Annotated in this window: 14 protein-coding genes; 9 read left to right on the top strand and 5 right to left on the bottom strand. The window is 46.4% G+C overall.

Going from position 1 to position 14,358, the window contains the following annotated elements:
• The first annotated feature begins 182 nt into the window (after positions 1-182).
• The 3 genes from J7J01_02540 to J7J01_02530 all read left to right on the top strand — a co-directional run bounded on the left by J7J01_02540 (position 183) and on the right by J7J01_02530 (position 3,438).
• Positions 183-1,454 carry a hypothetical protein gene (locus J7J01_02540; protein ID MCD6209770.1) on the top strand — a complete coding sequence of 424 codons (1,272 nt, stop codon included), beginning with the start codon at positions 183-185 and terminating at the stop codon, positions 1,452-1,454.
• A gap of 408 nt (positions 1,455-1,862) precedes the next feature.
• Positions 1,863-3,017, top strand: a complete 1,155-nt coding sequence (locus J7J01_02535) for an aminotransferase class I/II-fold pyridoxal phosphate-dependent enzyme (GenBank protein ID MCD6209769.1) — start codon at positions 1,863-1,865, stop codon at positions 3,015-3,017.
• Positions 3,018-3,075: 58 nt separating this feature from the next.
• A complete protein-coding gene (locus tag J7J01_02530; GenBank protein ID MCD6209768.1) occupies positions 3,076-3,438 on the top strand; it encodes a peptidyl-tRNA hydrolase in 363 nt (120 codons plus the stop codon).
• Here the strand turns inward: J7J01_02530 and pyrC are convergent.
• The gene (pyrC, locus tag J7J01_02525) at positions 3,413-4,696 is read right to left on the bottom strand and encodes a dihydroorotase (GenBank protein ID MCD6209767.1); all 1,284 of its coding nucleotides are present in this window, start codon (positions 4,694-4,696) and stop codon (positions 3,413-3,415) included. The two genes, J7J01_02530 and pyrC, sit on opposite strands and share 26 nt — an antisense overlap.
• 67 nt (positions 4,697-4,763) lie before the next feature.
• Between pyrC and J7J01_02520 the strand changes: the two genes are divergently transcribed.
• Genes J7J01_02520 through purE form a run of 4 tightly spaced genes read left to right on the top strand, consistent with a single transcriptional unit; the run spans position 4,764 to position 7,182 of the window.
• Positions 4,764-4,961, top strand: a complete 198-nt coding sequence (locus J7J01_02520) for a hypothetical protein (GenBank protein ID MCD6209766.1) — start codon at positions 4,764-4,766, stop codon at positions 4,959-4,961.
• Positions 4,958-5,776 carry a pyrroline-5-carboxylate reductase gene (gene proC / locus J7J01_02515; GenBank protein MCD6209765.1) on the top strand — a complete coding sequence of 273 codons (819 nt, stop codon included), beginning with the start codon at positions 4,958-4,960 and terminating at the stop codon, positions 5,774-5,776. Before J7J01_02520 ends, proC begins: the two co-directional genes overlap by 4 nt.
• 25 nt (positions 5,777-5,801) lie before the next feature.
• Positions 5,802-6,770, top strand: coding sequence for a transcriptional regulator (locus J7J01_02510; protein MCD6209764.1), 969 nt, complete (start codon positions 5,802-5,804; stop codon positions 6,768-6,770).
• Positions 6,763-7,182 carry a 5-(carboxyamino)imidazole ribonucleotide mutase gene (purE, locus tag J7J01_02505; protein ID MCD6209763.1) on the top strand — a complete coding sequence of 140 codons (420 nt, stop codon included), beginning with the start codon at positions 6,763-6,765 and terminating at the stop codon, positions 7,180-7,182. Before J7J01_02510 ends, purE begins: the two co-directional genes overlap by 8 nt.
• Here purE and ilvN read toward each other — a convergent pair.
• Entirely contained in the window at positions 7,179-7,658 is a 480-nt protein-coding gene (gene ilvN, locus J7J01_02500) for an acetolactate synthase small subunit (protein ID MCD6209762.1), read from the bottom strand. The two genes, purE and ilvN, sit on opposite strands and share 4 nt — an antisense overlap.
• Positions 7,643-9,358 (bottom strand): biosynthetic-type acetolactate synthase large subunit, encoded by a 1,716-nt coding sequence (gene ilvB / locus J7J01_02495; GenBank protein MCD6209761.1) that lies wholly within the window; start codon positions 9,356-9,358, stop codon positions 7,643-7,645. Before ilvB ends, ilvN begins: the two co-directional genes overlap by 16 nt.
• 101 nt (positions 9,359-9,459) lie before the next feature.
• Here ilvB and J7J01_02490 point away from each other — a divergent pair, with 101 nt between their 5' ends.
• Positions 9,460-10,116 carry a PHP domain-containing protein gene (locus J7J01_02490; GenBank protein MCD6209760.1) on the top strand — a complete coding sequence of 219 codons (657 nt, stop codon included), beginning with the start codon at positions 9,460-9,462 and terminating at the stop codon, positions 10,114-10,116.
• On the opposite strand, the gene pscS is transcribed toward J7J01_02490, so the two are convergent.
• The gene (gene pscS, locus J7J01_02485) at positions 10,102-11,451 is read right to left on the bottom strand and encodes an O-phospho-L-seryl-tRNA:Cys-tRNA synthase (protein MCD6209759.1); all 1,350 of its coding nucleotides are present in this window, start codon (positions 11,449-11,451) and stop codon (positions 10,102-10,104) included. The genes J7J01_02490 and pscS overlap by 15 nt on opposite strands.
• Positions 11,452-11,521: 70 nt before the next feature.
• Entirely contained in the window at positions 11,522-12,586 is a 1,065-nt protein-coding gene (locus J7J01_02480; protein ID MCD6209758.1) for a Coenzyme F420 hydrogenase/dehydrogenase, beta subunit C-terminal domain, read from the bottom strand.
• A gap of 250 nt (positions 12,587-12,836) precedes the next feature.
• On the opposite strand from J7J01_02480, the gene J7J01_02475 reads away from it, so the two are divergent.
• On the top strand, positions 12,837-14,358 hold a 1,522-nt coding region (locus tag J7J01_02475; protein MCD6209757.1), incomplete at its 3' end, for a hypothetical protein.

The raw sequence follows: 14,358 nt of genomic DNA, 5'->3' as shown, positions 1-14,358 counted from the left end.
AAAAGCTCTAAACCACCTTTTCTATCATTTTCTTTCTTTGCCCCTTTGTCTCGGTTCACTCGTCATACCAGTGTACTTCATGCCTTCTATGCTATACTCAAAATCACTAATGTGCATTTTATGCATATTTAGATATAGCTCTACTTCCTAAATTTAATTTTAAAATGTGGAATATGTGATAGATGATAGAAGATAGCATATTGTATTTGTATGGGCATCGCATGTCCAAATGGCAGCAGGTGCGGCAATTAGCGCAGTTCCATGTTTATCTCGATCCTGAGACGGAGATGGCTTATACACATCCTGAGTTCCTGCCAGCGATTATTCGAAACAGGCTATTGCCAATGCCTGGTTTTGAATCACATAGCCAGAGAGCGTTCTTCATCATCACAGATAACAACCAGCTTGTGGAGTACAAGGGGCTTGTCTTCCCATATTCCAATGAGATAGTGCCGGCAAGTGGACAGCCACGGGGCATGTTGTTGAAGGAGCATGGTGAACGTGAAGCGATGGCGTTAAATGCAATTGCGAGCAGAATCGGTGGCGTCTACGGTGAGTATCACGATGCTGGGATGGCAATACAGAAGCGAGAAGGAGAAGGAGAAAGAGAAGGTGGTAAGATAACGATAACAGTAACGCCTTTCATACCTTTCATAAATGGAAATGATGTAAATGAAGATGTGAAGGTGGATGGTGAAATAATACATTATGGTGTTCTCAGACGCTGGGGTGATGATTACATACCTTTTATCAGGCTTGACCTCTTTGATGCTGTGAGGCGACTTGCCACACTGGAGGGTATATCACATATCGAGCTACTGAAGCGTGCAATGGCGCGACTGGGCTTGATATTGAGGACTGCACATGAAATTGGGTTTTATCACTGTTTCACGCATCCGGGTAATATAGACGCACATGGCAACCTTATAGATTTCGAGCATGCGATCCGCCGTGCAGAGATTCCGATGCTAAAGAGCCTGTGCTTGAAGGATGGGGACTTACTGGACGATGCACATCTGCGATATCGGGATATTGACCTCTTCTTTGCTGGCGCTCGTGAGGTTATGTACAGATGTCAGGCATGCTTTAAACTCTCCCATGATGCGTTGATGAAGAAGATAAGGTTCCTGCGTGAGCATATATCTCTCACAGCAGGTATACCTGTTTTTGAAGTCCTTGCACATCTGAATATCGGGTTTTATGAGGATACCTTGAAGAAACTCTCGTTTTGTTGCCAGAAAGAGCTGATTGGAGCTTTTATTGATAACTATTGTGAATCAGGATCAGGGTCGGAAGTGAAGCGCGGTATCTTTTCAGAACTACTTAGACATGGCGAATGGACGCCAAAGGCAACTGGATTCATTACCAATGCCGGCAATCCAATGCCAATGCGGCAGATACCAAATGAGCTCATATTAAATCTCTGGAAGCTGCCACCGCTCAAGAAGGATTAATTGAGCCTTTGGAGTCCAGCTCCTATAATTGTTGTAAACAGAAAAAACATGATTGGGGGTGCACCCCAGGTTTTAGTAAAGGTTTTGCGATGCAAAAAGCAAAAAGTTTATGTTTATGGAGAAAATAACAATCAAGCCTGTTTGGTTTGATTCCCTCGGTGCAAAGCCTTCACACAGAACTGGCGTTAAAGGACGTATACGACAAAAAGAGACTACATTCTGCCATAGGGTGCCGCTTTCTCATAGACTTCGAGAAGGAGGTGCGTGCATCGGAAGTTTTAAGTTTTATAATACTGTTTCTTAACTTTAACTAGTTGTATACTAACAAGGGTGCACCTCAATTTTAAATAAAACAACCCATAAATAAGAGTTGAGAATGGAGCATAACGCAAAACATCGAAGAATGAAATGAAGAATAGAGTAGCAGATAGGGTGAGCCAGATAAGGGGTTCAGGGATAAGAGAATTCTTTGACATCGCACAGCGCATGGAGGATGTAATCTCCCTGGGTGTTGGTGAGCCCGACTTCGTAACTCCGTGGAGCATAAGGGAGGCGTGTATATTTGCACTGGAGAAGGGCTACACATCCTATACATCCAACTGGGGACTATCAGAACTGAGACAGGCACTATCTGACTATACATACAGGGAGACAGGTGTGTATTACGACCCCGAAGATGAGATACTTATAACAACAGGAGTAAGTGAAGCTCTTGACATTGCGCTTCGTGCTGTTCTCAATCCCAATGATGAAGTAATCGTACATGAGCCCTCTTACGTGAGTTATAAGCCCTGTACGATATTCGCGGGTGCAACTCCTGTCTGTGTGGATACAGAGATGGGGGACAGCTTCAAACTGCGTACAGATAAGATGAAAATGAGAATAACAGAGAAGACGAAAGCGGTAATCCTGAATTATCCGAATAACCCCACAGGAGCGACAATGGGGCGTAAAGACCTGGAAGAGATAGCAGATATGGCGAACGAGCATGATTTACTCGTTATATCAGATGAAATCTACAGCAAACTGACTTACGAAGGCGAACATACATGCTTCTCATCACTGGATGGTATGAAAGAGCGTACAATATTGCTTAATGGCTTCTCAAAAGCGTATGCTATGACTGGCTGGCGAATTGGGTATGCTATGGGGCCCAGCGACCTTATAGGAGCAATGATGAAGATACATCAGTATATAATGCTCTGTGCACCGATTACCGCGCAGATGGCTGCCTTAGAAGCGCTTAAATGCAGTAACGAGGTTGATGATATGGTTGCCGAATATAATAGACGGAGGAGACTGATGGTACAGGGTCTGAAGGAGATAGGGTTGAGTTGTTTCGAGCCGAAAGGTGCATTCTACTCCTTTCCTTCCATTGCTAATACCGGACTGACTTCGGAAGAGTTTGCACGTCAGTTACTTAGGGTAGAGAAGGTGGTTGTAATACCCGGTAATGTTTTCGGTGCATGTGGCGAGGGTTTTATAAGATGCTCTTATGCAGTCTCAGAATATGAGCTAAAAGAGGCTTTAGAACGCATTGGGGAGTTCCTTTCAGGCTTATAGTATTACCAAACCATGTCCCGATGCGTGTAAAGGCGAAGATGAAGGCGTGTAGGGAGTTATGCAGCGGGAGACGGAGAAGAGCTATAAACAGTGTATAGTTATCAGAGCGGACCTGAAACTCACAAAAGGGAAAGCGGCTGTACAGGCTGCTCATGCATCTATACTGAGTTATGAACTTGCCCCGATACAGGATAGAGAGAGATGGAAGCAGCAGGGGCAGAAGAAGGTCGTACTGAAGGTGTACAGCCTGGAAGAACTGAATAAATTAAGAGATGCGGCAGAGAAGCTTGGATTGCCATACGCTATCGTAGAGGATGCAGGACTGACTGAAGTCCCGCCGGGAACCGTGACCGCCATCGGGATAGGACCCGCAAGTGCTGAAGAGATAGATAAGGTCACAGGGCATCTGAAGTTGCTATGAATGGCTCTCCATCAATGATCGTATATCTAACTGTGCCAGGGAATTCATAGCCCTCAAAAGGTGACCAGCCACATTTCGTCCTCAATTGCTCAGACTTAACTTTCACACTCCTGTGATCTAAAATTGTCAGGTTCGCTCGCTTACCCACCTCTACAATACCTCTATCCCGTAGCCCCAGGAACTTCGCCGGATTATATGAACACATCTTCGATATTAGCTCTGGATTGACCCCCTGGGAGTATATGAGCCATGCAACGAAACTACCAAAAGTATCAAGGTTGGGGACGCCTGCAGGTGCATCCATGAGACCGAACGCCTTCTCCTCTATCGTGTGCGGTGCATGATCGGTCACAAGGAAATCTATCTCGCCCCGCCTGAACGCGTCCAGCAACTGTCGCCTGTTTGATTCTGTTCTTAATGGTGGGTTCGTCTTTAAAAGACCTTTCTTTATACTCAGGTCTTCTGTGTTAAAGAAGAGATGGTGTGGTGTCACTTCACAATAAATCCCGGCTGTGCGTTTTATAAGCAAGAGGGAGTCATAAACTGAAATATGGGCTATATTAATGCTGTTTCTTATACCAGAAGCGTGGCTCAGAACCCTTCTGACTGCCGATAGTTCCGCCTGAGCAGGTCGCAGCCATGAGTGGAGTTCAGTACCAGCCTGCACATCCTTATTCTTTAACTCTTCTCTCCGCTTCTCTATCAGCTCCTGGTCCTCACAATGCACCACAATCGGCTTTGAAGTTGCTTCAACTGCCCTGAACGCTTCAAGTAGCACTTCCTGTCTGATGTATAGCGGTCCATCAGCGAGGAATATCTTATAACCTATCGCTTCTTCGTTCATACCTGCCAACTCCTCCATATTGGTTTCAGTAACAGCGCCGTAGAAGAATATCTCAACCTTAGATTTCGATTGTGCAAGTTTCTTTTTCGCTCTCAATCGCGCAGTATTTATCGCTGGCAGTGGAGTATTTGGCATATCCACGATGGTAGTTATACCGCCATGAAGGGCAGCCGCGGAGCCAGACCTGAAATCCTCCTTATAACTCCATTTCTCGCTACTATCCTCTCTGAGATGAGCATGCAGGTCAATAAAACCAGGGAAAATCAGGCACCCTGTTGCTTCGATACTCTGCTCACCACGTAACCCCTGTTTCTTTAGCCCGGTTATAAACGCTCCATCTATTCCTATCTGGGCAGTATCATGCACCACCCCGGGATTCACTATTTTACCCTCTACCACCAGATCATGGTGCATCCGTATCCTTTTAAATAAAGGAAATAGAATAAAGAAATGTATGTTCCCAAATAAGAGAGTTCAGGGTATGATAGGGAAGAAAGTGCATGTGGAGATGAAGGGTGAGAAGAGCGTACTGGAAGGGGTGTTGAGAAGCGTGGATGATTACCTGAATCTACACCTGAGTGCGGTGAATGAACTTCAGAATGGTGAGAGAAAGCGACTGCTCGGCTCCGTGGTGGTAAGGGGCAATAATGTTGTGCTTATAAACCCCATGAAGGAATGAAGAGTGTAAATGTAAAGGTAGAAGGTAAGAAGATAGGAATTATAGGCATTGGTAACATAGGGACTTCTATTCTCCGCGGATTACTGGCAACAGTGGATGATGCCCGATTTTTGATAAACGATTTGAGGAGAGAGAGTCTCGATGCATTTGCAGGTGAGCCGAGAGTGGAGATATGTGAGAGTAATGAAGAGCTGGCGAAGAAAGCGGAGATAGTAATCCTGGCAGTTAAACCCAAGGATGTGCGCATGGTTTTAGAACCGATAGCGCCACTTATGGCAGATAAGCTATTGATATCCGTGGCTGCCGGTGTGTCCACAGCCGAGTTAGAGCGATATCTCGGTGAAGGGAAGCGGGTGATTCGTGTCATGCCAAATATAGGGGCGAGAGTGGGTGAATCAGTATCAGCGCTGTGTAGGGGTAGGAATGCAGTAGCAGAGGATGAGAAGCTCGCTGATGAGATTTTCAGTGCTATTGGCTCGGTTTATCATATTAATGAGAGCGATATGGATGCTATAACAGGACTCAGTGGCAGTGGAATCGCATTCTTCGCCGAGGTGATAGATGCCATGGCGGATGCAGGCGTATATGAGGGGTTACCAAGAGACTCAGCACTTACTATCGCCGCCAGGACCGCGATTGGTGCAGCTCGAATGATCCTCGCAGGTGATGACCCCGCTGCTATAAAAGCGATGACTGCGTCACCAGGCGGTACAACGATAAGGGGGCTGTATGCAATGGAGTCGCGAGCTGTGAGAGCGGCGATGATGGATGCAGTGATAGAAGCCACGAGACGAAGTAGAGAGATAAATAGATAATAAGGGGTTATAGGGGTTAGAGGCGATGAAGAACGATTTGATACCACGAGTAATCGAGATACTGAAGGAAGCGGGTTTCATTGTCTCCAGCAGATGTAAAGCAAAGAGCTTCGATCTGGCAGCACGAAGGGAAGATTTGATCCTGCTGGCAAAGGTATTGTACAACATAGATGGTCTGAATGAGGAGATAGCGAGGAGTATAAAGCGTGTGGCATTCTCCTTACTTGCTTCACCTGTTGTTGTAGGAGAGAGAAAAGGCAGTTTCTTCCTGGAAGATGATGTCGTCTACCACCGGCATGGTATACCTGCAATAAACATCAATACGCTCTATGATTATTTCATCGCAGGGGTACGCCCTTATGTCTATTCAGCAACCGGGGGCTTATACGTGAATATAAATGGTGAATTAATGCGGGTGGCGAGGGAGAAGAAGGATCTCTCACTCGGCGACATAGCGTCCCGTTTAGGCGTTTCCAGACGAAGTGTGAGTAAATATGAGGGGGGTGGTGTGAGCACCACGATAAATATAGCACTGAAACTCGAGGAGATTCTGGATACTGTATTGATAGAGCCACTGGACTTCTTAGCCCAGGAGCCGGAAGAACCTTTACCACCTGAGGTAACAGAAGCAGGTATAGATGATGCTACTTCGGACTTAGAGCGATGCATATTGGGTATGATGGAAGAGATAGGCTTTGAGATATTCACAACCACGCACGCACCTTTCAATGCCGTTTCACTCTCACAATCGAGTAACGAGAGCATACGCATTCTTACGGGGATAAGTAAATATACTCAACAAGTGATAAAAAGAGCAAGAATCCTCAGCAGTCTCTCGAAAGTGACGAACACGCACTCGGTATTCGTGGTTAATGGTAATGTCAAGCGTGTGCAGATAGACCATACGGTGTTGATGGAGAAGGAAGAGTTGAGGAAGATAAGGGACCCGGAAGAGTTCACATGTGTGATAAAGGAGAAGATGAAAGATGGCTGAGGTTGTGGTTGCTATCATAATGGGTTCAAATAGCGATATGGCGATAGCAGAAAAGGCGGCAAAGGTACTGGCAGAGCATAAAGTGCGTTATGAGATGCATGTGATATCAGCCCATCGCGACCCAGAAGTGCTGGAACGGTATCTGAAAGAGATTGAAGATTCAGTAGCGGTAATAATAGCGATTGCAGGTCTGTCCGCGGCATTACCGGGAATAATAGCGGCAAAGACAGATAAACCTGTCATCGGGGTACCGGTGAGTGGCAAGCTGTTGGGTATGGATGCACTGCTTTCGATGGTACAGATGCCTTCGGGTGTGCCTGTGGCTGTCGTAGGTATTGATAATGGAGAGAACGCGGCTCTTTTTGCTCTTCGTATGCTGAAAAGCATGCGTGATTATAAACCCTCAACTTAATCTCGTCCAATTGCTGTAATACCAGTTCTGAACAGTTGTTTTATTCCAAAGTGCTTCATCAATTCTATAAATCGTTCTATTCTCTCAGGCTCATCTGCAAGTTCCAGTATCATCGAATCAAGCGATGCATCAGCTATTTTTGCACCATAAGATTCCGCCAGCTGCATCACTTCAGTTCGCGCTTCCACATTCTTTGTATGCACCTTTATAAGGCACAGATCGCGGATAATCGACTCGTTCTCCTTCAAATCCACCACTTTTATCACCTCTATCAGGTTACTTAACTGTTTCCTCACATTCTCCAACTCGCTCTCAGAGCCTTCTATCGTCACTGTCATCCTTGATAACCCCGGCTTCTCACACGGCGATACCGTAAGTGATGAGATATTTATACCTCGCATTGTGAACATACCTGACATCCGGGTCAACACTCCCGGGTTATCCTCCACTAACAGAGATATCACACGCGTTTGCATCTCTCAGTTCCTATCATACCCGTTATACCACCACCAGGTGGGATCATGGGCAGTACTTTATCCTCCTTCCCCACTATCATATCAATCACCGCGGGCTTGCCGGACTCGAATGCATTCTCCAATGTCGCTTTCAAATCCTCAGGCTTCTCCACTCGTTCTGCATAGCATCCAAAAGCCTCACCAAGCCTGATGAAATCAGGCGTTATACCCAAATTCGTATGGGAATATCTTTTATCGAAGAACAGCTCCTGCCACTGCCTTACCATACCCAGATAGCGGTTATCGAAGATGCAGACCACTACCGGGATATCATTCTCCACGCAGGTTGCCAGGTCATGGCAGGTCATCAGGAAACTACCGTCACCTGCAATATCTACCACCCTCTTATCCGGCGCCGCGACCTTAGCACCTATTGCCGCCGGGAACCCGAATCCCATCGTACCCAATCCACCGGAGGATATAAAAGTGCGGGGCTTCTTTGTCATGTAATAATGCGCTGCGAACATCTGACACTGTCCTACTTCGGTCGTGACTATTGCATCGCCATCCAGGATATTATTGAGTTCTTTTATTAAAATATCTGATACTGATGACCCCGGTCTCCATATATCCTTTATGCACTCTTCACAAGCTGAATGCATCTCTTTTATCCGCTGTAACCATACGCTTCCCTCGTGGATGCTCTCTTTCTTAAGCCATTTCAATATATCAGAAAGCGCAAGCTTCACATCCCCCACAATCGGAATATCCACCGGCATGTTCTTATTTATCTCAGTAGCATCCACATCTACCTGTATCAATGTCGCATCGGGAGCAAACTGGTCCAGTTGCCAGCCTGTCAATCTATCGCTGAATCGTGTACCAAGGGCGAGCAGGGCATCGCATTCGTTCAGCGCTCTGTTCGCATAGATACGCCCGTGCATACCAGCCATACCCAGACATAAAGGATGGCTTTCCGGGATTGCACCTTTGCCCATCAGTGTGGTGACAACGCCAGCACCGAGCAATTCCGTTAAAGCCAGTAATTCTTCCGTTGCACCGGCACTTATAACACCGCCACCTGCGAGAATGAGAGGGCGTTCTGCATTTGCAAGTACTTCCGCTGCTTTCTTCGTCTGCACTTTATTCGGGTTTATATTTGGCTTATAACCTGGGAACGTATCCTCGGGATGCAATTCTACTTCCACTCTATTCGCCTGGACATCCCTCGGCAGGTCAATCAGGACAACTCCTTTCCTTCCGGTATTGGCGATATAAAAGGCATTATGAATGACCCAGGGTAAATCCTCTGTTTGCGTCACCAGGAAGTTATGCTTTGTGATGGGCATGGTGATTGTGAAGGTACTCGCCTCCTGAAATGCATTGGATCCTATTGCAGAGGTGGGCACCTGCCCGGTCAATGCAACGATTGATGAAGAGTCCGCGTTCGCGGTTGCCAGTCCAGTAACGAGGTTTGTGGCACCAGGACCAGAAGTGGCGATGCAAACGCCGGTTCGTCCAGATACACGCGCATAGCCATCAGCTGCATGCGCTGCACACTGCTCATGTCTCATCAGTATATGTCTTATCTCCTCTGTCTGGTAGAGCACCTCATACAAATCCAGCAGTGCACCTCCTGGTATACCAAATGCTACCTCTACTCCTTCCTTCTTCAGTTCCTCCACCACTATCTCCGCACCGCTCAACTTCTTCCCCGTCATTTCATTCCCCTATACTTCCCCTATACATCTTAGATATACTTAAAATATACTTCTTCGTGAGTATCTTTGCATCAAGGATAAGGGATAAGGGAAAAGGAAAGATGAGATATGACCTGCATACACACTCGAAATACTCGCCTGATAGCATACTCGAGCCCCGGGAGATAGTGAAACAGGGACGGAAGAGGAGGCTTGCCGGGATTGCTGTAACAGATCACAATACGATAAAAGGGGGATTGGAAGCGAAGAGATATGAAACCGATGATTTTAAAGTGATTGTGGGTTCAGAGATAATGACAGACCGGGGTGAGATAATAGGTCTCTTCCTCGATGCGGAAGTGGAACCAGCCGAATTTGGAGCAGTAATCGAGGGGATAAAAGAACAGGGTGGCATCGTTGTTGTACCCCATCCATTTGATAGAATACGCCCGGGTTTACAACCCAAAGATGAAGATGCTAAGTTTATTGATTGCATAGAAGGCTTCAATTCGAGATGTCTCTTCCAGAGCTACAATGAGAGGGCGGTGGAATTTGCCAGCAGACATAAGCTACCAGTTACAGCGGGTAGTGACGCGCATTTCAGGTGGGAGATTGGAAATGCATTCATTCGAGCGAGTGCGTCCAGTGAAGAGGAACTGAAGTGCGATATACTGAATAATGAGATTGGATACGACGGCAGGCTGGGCAACCCGTTGAACCAGGGCTTGAGCAAAGTACTTAAGACATGGAAAAGAGCGATTTCATCACGTAACCGGTAACTTATATCGCTTTGCTATATCTAAGAACGCATCTGCGAGATACCGTATCCTGTCCCAGCTCAAACCGTATGTATTTAACTTCCATACGCGTGTAGAACCCGCAAATTCGCCTATTATACCCCTCCTTTTCAGTTCGTCACTGAGGAAGAATCCACGACGCTTATGCGTACGTGCAACCTTATCGAAGCTATTACGCGTATCAACTCTGGATAATGTATGTTTACGCGGGTATTCACTCACTACTTTGTTACCCTCTATACGCAGGAACTCGCGAATGAAATAATTCGACTTCTTCACTTCTTCCTGCCAGTGCTTCACGCGCTCCTTAACGCGTGGGAATGAAGCCATCATTGAGAGTAGAGTCCCGCCCATGAGAGTACAACCCAGCAGTTCAGACTCCTTATTCTCAAATCGCTTACCCGTGATGTCACCAGAGATACGGGAAGTTCGGAAGACATGGGGTGCCCACTCTTCGGTCGTTGCGAGGAGCCCGGAAGGAGCAACTGCCGCCATACCCTTGTGTCCAGAGCCAACGACGAAATCTGCACCTATCTCTTTGCCATTCACGGGCATCATACCCACAGAATATGCGCCATTGTAAAGAAAAGGGATTTCGTACTCCTTCGCTACCTTCCCCACGCCCCGCACATCATGCTCGTTCCCGAAGCTGTAATCGAAATGCTCAATGATGATCAGTTTCGGCTTCTTTCCGGTTGTAATTCGCACCTGCTCTATTGTATCTGCAACGGCATCACCATAGATTATATTTGCCTCGCCTGATGGTATTTCCCTGATCACACCGCCAGCAATCTCAACAGCTAAGTACTCGGTATAATGCCCCAGGTCAGAGAGGAGAACGATGTCCCCCTTATCGAGTAGTGATGATGTAACAGCCTGAAAGCCCCTTCTCGCTCCTGGTACCACCCTCACTTCATCCATACCCACAAATTCCGCTAGTTCTGCATGGAATTCATCCACTGGCGGTCTCCTTATCCTATCAAGCCTCTGGTCACGGCACCAATCACAGACGGAATATCCATCGCCATAAGCAATTAGCGCTTTACGCGCTTCTGGCGTCAGTCGTCCTCCAGGCTGTATCGGATTGATATTTATGTATTCTTCCTCGCGTGTCCTCAGCTCGATGTGGTTGGTGATGTACTTGAGTGAACTGTTCTTGCATTCCTTAAAATCCCTCAGGATTCGTTCAACACGTGCCACTCCTGCTGCTATTTCGTCCTCATTCGCTCTTCCCGGCACTGCCTCTCGGAATATCTCACGCAGGTCTTCGAGCGCGAAGATCGCTTCATATAATTTCCTCACACGTGGCTCCATCATGGAATTAACAAAAGCGTTTATTTCTAAGGCAAGTGAAAATAAGCAGAATTAGCCCAATATATTTTAGTTTTTACTTCTGCCCTCTCTTCCTGCGTTCCTTCTCTGCAATGCCCGCCTCTTTCTTCTGCTTCATCAACCTGTGTATCAGTTCGGCACCAGAGGGTTCTATTGGCTTCGCTTCTATATACCCGCGCTCCAGCGCACCCTCGAAGACATCCTTACCGAAATCGGTACGAACGATAACCGATGACCTGCCTTCAGGCGTGCCGTTATTTCCCACACTTATATCTGAGAACAGAGCAGCGAAATCTTCGCAAACCCTGCATCCAGCACGCTTATAATCCTCTATTTCAGAAAGTTCAGCACTTAAGAGCTCCTCTGCCTCTGCACCCGCATACACATGCAGAACATTCTCGCTTATCTGCATCTTCGTTATCTCATTTATGTTTATACCATGCTTGGCAGCGAGAAAGTCTGTTATCAGCTTCTCATAAGTGTAAGAGCCCAAACAGAAGAGACCTATTCGCAATCTGATGTGGGATGAGAAGTTATGCGCATTATGGGTATCGCGTCCAACAGTAAGCATCCGCTCGTATGAGGACATCTGACATGGCGTACCTACCAGTGCAACACTCCAGAGATCATAGTTTAGAATGGCATCAGCAACGCCGGTGAGCGTTGCCGCAGGTGTATATTTAGTGCCTGCTGTCTTTATCAGGCTCGATCTATCCATTGCAACACGTACTTCGGGTTTCCAGTCTTTATCGGCCAGCGCAACGGTTATACAACCCTCCACTATACCCTCATCTAAGGCGTAAGCGAGTAGTGAAGTAACTGCCCCACCATCCTGACAGACCGCTTTTATCTCCTCATCTTTTGTGACAACCTCATATATCTCTTCCAATCCTTGCTTCAATTCAGGCTTCTCCACCCTCGGGCACTGATAATAGCAGTATCCACAATCTGGAGGACACTGCTGCCCTTCGCTTATCACAGGGCGCTCTTCCGAGAAGTCCACATTGAGATATCCGTAGTCCAGAAGCCTGCAAGTCGCCACACAGCCACCACAGAGCGTACACTTGCCCTTATCTATCACTTCACGCACCAAATCCCCAAAATCCTTCTTCTCTTCCATTTGTCACTAATCCCATCCTTTCTATATCTATCATGCCTATTTAGAGATATTACTATTACCTATTTTAATATGGTAATGAAATGTGGGGACAAGCGATAAAAAATCTTTCTTTCAAAAAGAAAGCTTTACCAAAGAAATATTATACTTTGTGCACCATATAAAATGGAAAAATAGAAAGTTTTTTAATATATAAAAAGAGATTGGAATCCAGTATATTCTTCATATTTCAGGGATAAGGATAAGGTAAGCCATGCTGAGACCGGTGGAGATGCGGGAACTGCGTATAATCACCCTGGATGAGCATTTAGATAATGTAATCAAGAGAATAGACGCTCTTGGCTCCGTTCACCTTACGGATATAGAGGAGTTTATGGATGACTGGGTTGGGCTTATAGAGCCAGCAAAAGCAGATTCGGTATTGATGAAGATATCCGAACTCCTGACGCGTATTGATAACCTGCTCTCACTATTGCAACCGCCAGAGGAGGGTGCAAAGGCAAAGAAAAAGAAGAGCCTGAAGGATAGGCTCTTTAAAGCACGAGAAGAGGAAGAGACGGCAGTGGTAACGGTGACACCAGGAGAGGAGAGAAGTCTGGCGGAGATAGAAGAGAAGTTCAGTGAGTTGGAGAAGATTGTAATCAGATTGACGGATGAGACTGCGAGATTGAGAGAAGAGCTGAAGGATACGGAGGATTTACTGGCAGTACTAAAGGAGTTAGTGGGTTTTGGGGTTGAACCGGGCTTTATAGGTGATAAATATTTTATATCTGTCTTCGCTGGCAGAGTGCCCACAGCAAACATAGATGAGCTGGATAAAGCTCTTGATGACATAGTTGGGGAGCTCCATTTTGTCATCACACATGAGCTTGAGCATGATAATGGTAATGATACCAGAGATAAGTCTAAGTCTAAGTCTTTTTCTATCGTTGTAGCTATGAAGCACGATAGGGATGCAGTGGAGAAAGTGCTTACACGCATGGACTTCGATTTGTGGAGTCCGCCAGCGGATATTTCCAGCTATGAAGCTGCAGAGGCAATAGAAGAGGCAAGTGCGAAGATAAAAAGATTGAGGCAGGAGATAGAGCTTAAAGAGCGTGAGGTAGAGGAAATAAGGGAGACAAAACTCTCTGAGCTGACTGCAATGCGTGAGACCTTACAGATGGAGGAGAACAAAGCGAAGGTAAAGGCGCTCTTCGGACAGAGTGAGCGTGTGCGGGTGATTATGGGATGGACACCCGAGGACAAAGTGGAGGAAGTAACAGCAGGCATAAGGGAAGAGACGGGAGGGCTCTCCATAGTAGAGGCGAAGAAGCCCGAGCGCGAAGATGCGCGGGTGCCCTCCTTATTGCGGAATCCGAAGCTCTTAAAGCCTTTTGAATCTGTTATCAAGATGTATGGACATCCATTATATCGTGATATAGACCCTACATTGATCACTGCTATCATCTTCCCCATACTCTTTGGGCTTATGTTCCCTGATATTGGTCATGGGTTTATACTGATGCTACTGGGTCTTGCTTTAACACGTTTTACAGGGTTGAGTAAAGAGATGCGGGATATGGGCATCATCATACTATTATGCGGGCTTTGTTCAATGGTGGCAGGTACGTTATTTGGTGAATTCTTCGGCTTCAGTTTGTATGCTCGCGAACTTGTCAGCGAATCAGTACAGATGCACATTCCCGATTGGCTTATTCCTATCAAGAATCCAGTGATGGAGCCCATTGTACAGGTAAAGCTCTTCTTTGTTATTACTCTCCTGATAGGTGCGG

Source organism: Methanophagales archaeon (genome assembly GCA_021159465.1).
Lineage (GTDB): Archaea > Halobacteriota > Syntropharchaeia > Alkanophagales > Methanospirareceae > G60ANME1.
Note: the sequence above shows the minus strand (reverse complement) of the source record. Positions and strands in the feature narration are given on the sequence as shown.

Excerpts from the sequence above, each read along its gene's own strand:
- ilvN (MCD6209762.1), bottom strand. The coding sequence starts at position 7,658 with ATGCAAACGCGTGTGATATCTCTGTTAGTGGAGGATAACCCGGGAGTG.
- purE (MCD6209763.1), top strand. The coding sequence starts at position 6,763 with ATGGCTGAGGTTGTGGTTGCTATCATAATGGGTTCAAATAGCGATATG.
- pscS (MCD6209759.1), bottom strand. The coding sequence starts at position 11,451 with ATGATGGAGCCACGTGTGAGGAAATTATATGAAGCGATCTTCGCGCTC.
- pyrC (MCD6209767.1), bottom strand. The coding sequence starts at position 4,696 with ATGCACCATGATCTGGTGGTAGAGGGTAAAATAGTGAATCCCGGGGTG.
- J7J01_02480 (MCD6209758.1), bottom strand. The coding sequence starts at position 12,586 with ATGGAAGAGAAGAAGGATTTTGGGGATTTGGTGCGTGAAGTGATAGAT.
- J7J01_02540 (MCD6209770.1), top strand. The coding sequence starts at position 183 with ATGATAGAAGATAGCATATTGTATTTGTATGGGCATCGCATGTCCAAA.
- J7J01_02530 (MCD6209768.1), top strand. The coding sequence starts at position 3,076 with ATGCAGCGGGAGACGGAGAAGAGCTATAAACAGTGTATAGTTATCAGA.
- proC (MCD6209765.1), top strand. The coding sequence starts at position 4,958 with ATGAAGAGTGTAAATGTAAAGGTAGAAGGTAAGAAGATAGGAATTATA.
- ilvB (MCD6209761.1), bottom strand. The coding sequence starts at position 9,358 with ATGACGGGGAAGAAGTTGAGCGGTGCGGAGATAGTGGTGGAGGAACTG.
- J7J01_02520 (MCD6209766.1), top strand. The coding sequence starts at position 4,764 with ATGATAGGGAAGAAAGTGCATGTGGAGATGAAGGGTGAGAAGAGCGTA.
- J7J01_02535 (MCD6209769.1), top strand. The coding sequence starts at position 1,863 with ATGAAGAATAGAGTAGCAGATAGGGTGAGCCAGATAAGGGGTTCAGGG.
- J7J01_02510 (MCD6209764.1), top strand. The coding sequence starts at position 5,802 with ATGAAGAACGATTTGATACCACGAGTAATCGAGATACTGAAGGAAGCG.
- J7J01_02490 (MCD6209760.1), top strand. The coding sequence starts at position 9,460 with ATGAGATATGACCTGCATACACACTCGAAATACTCGCCTGATAGCATA.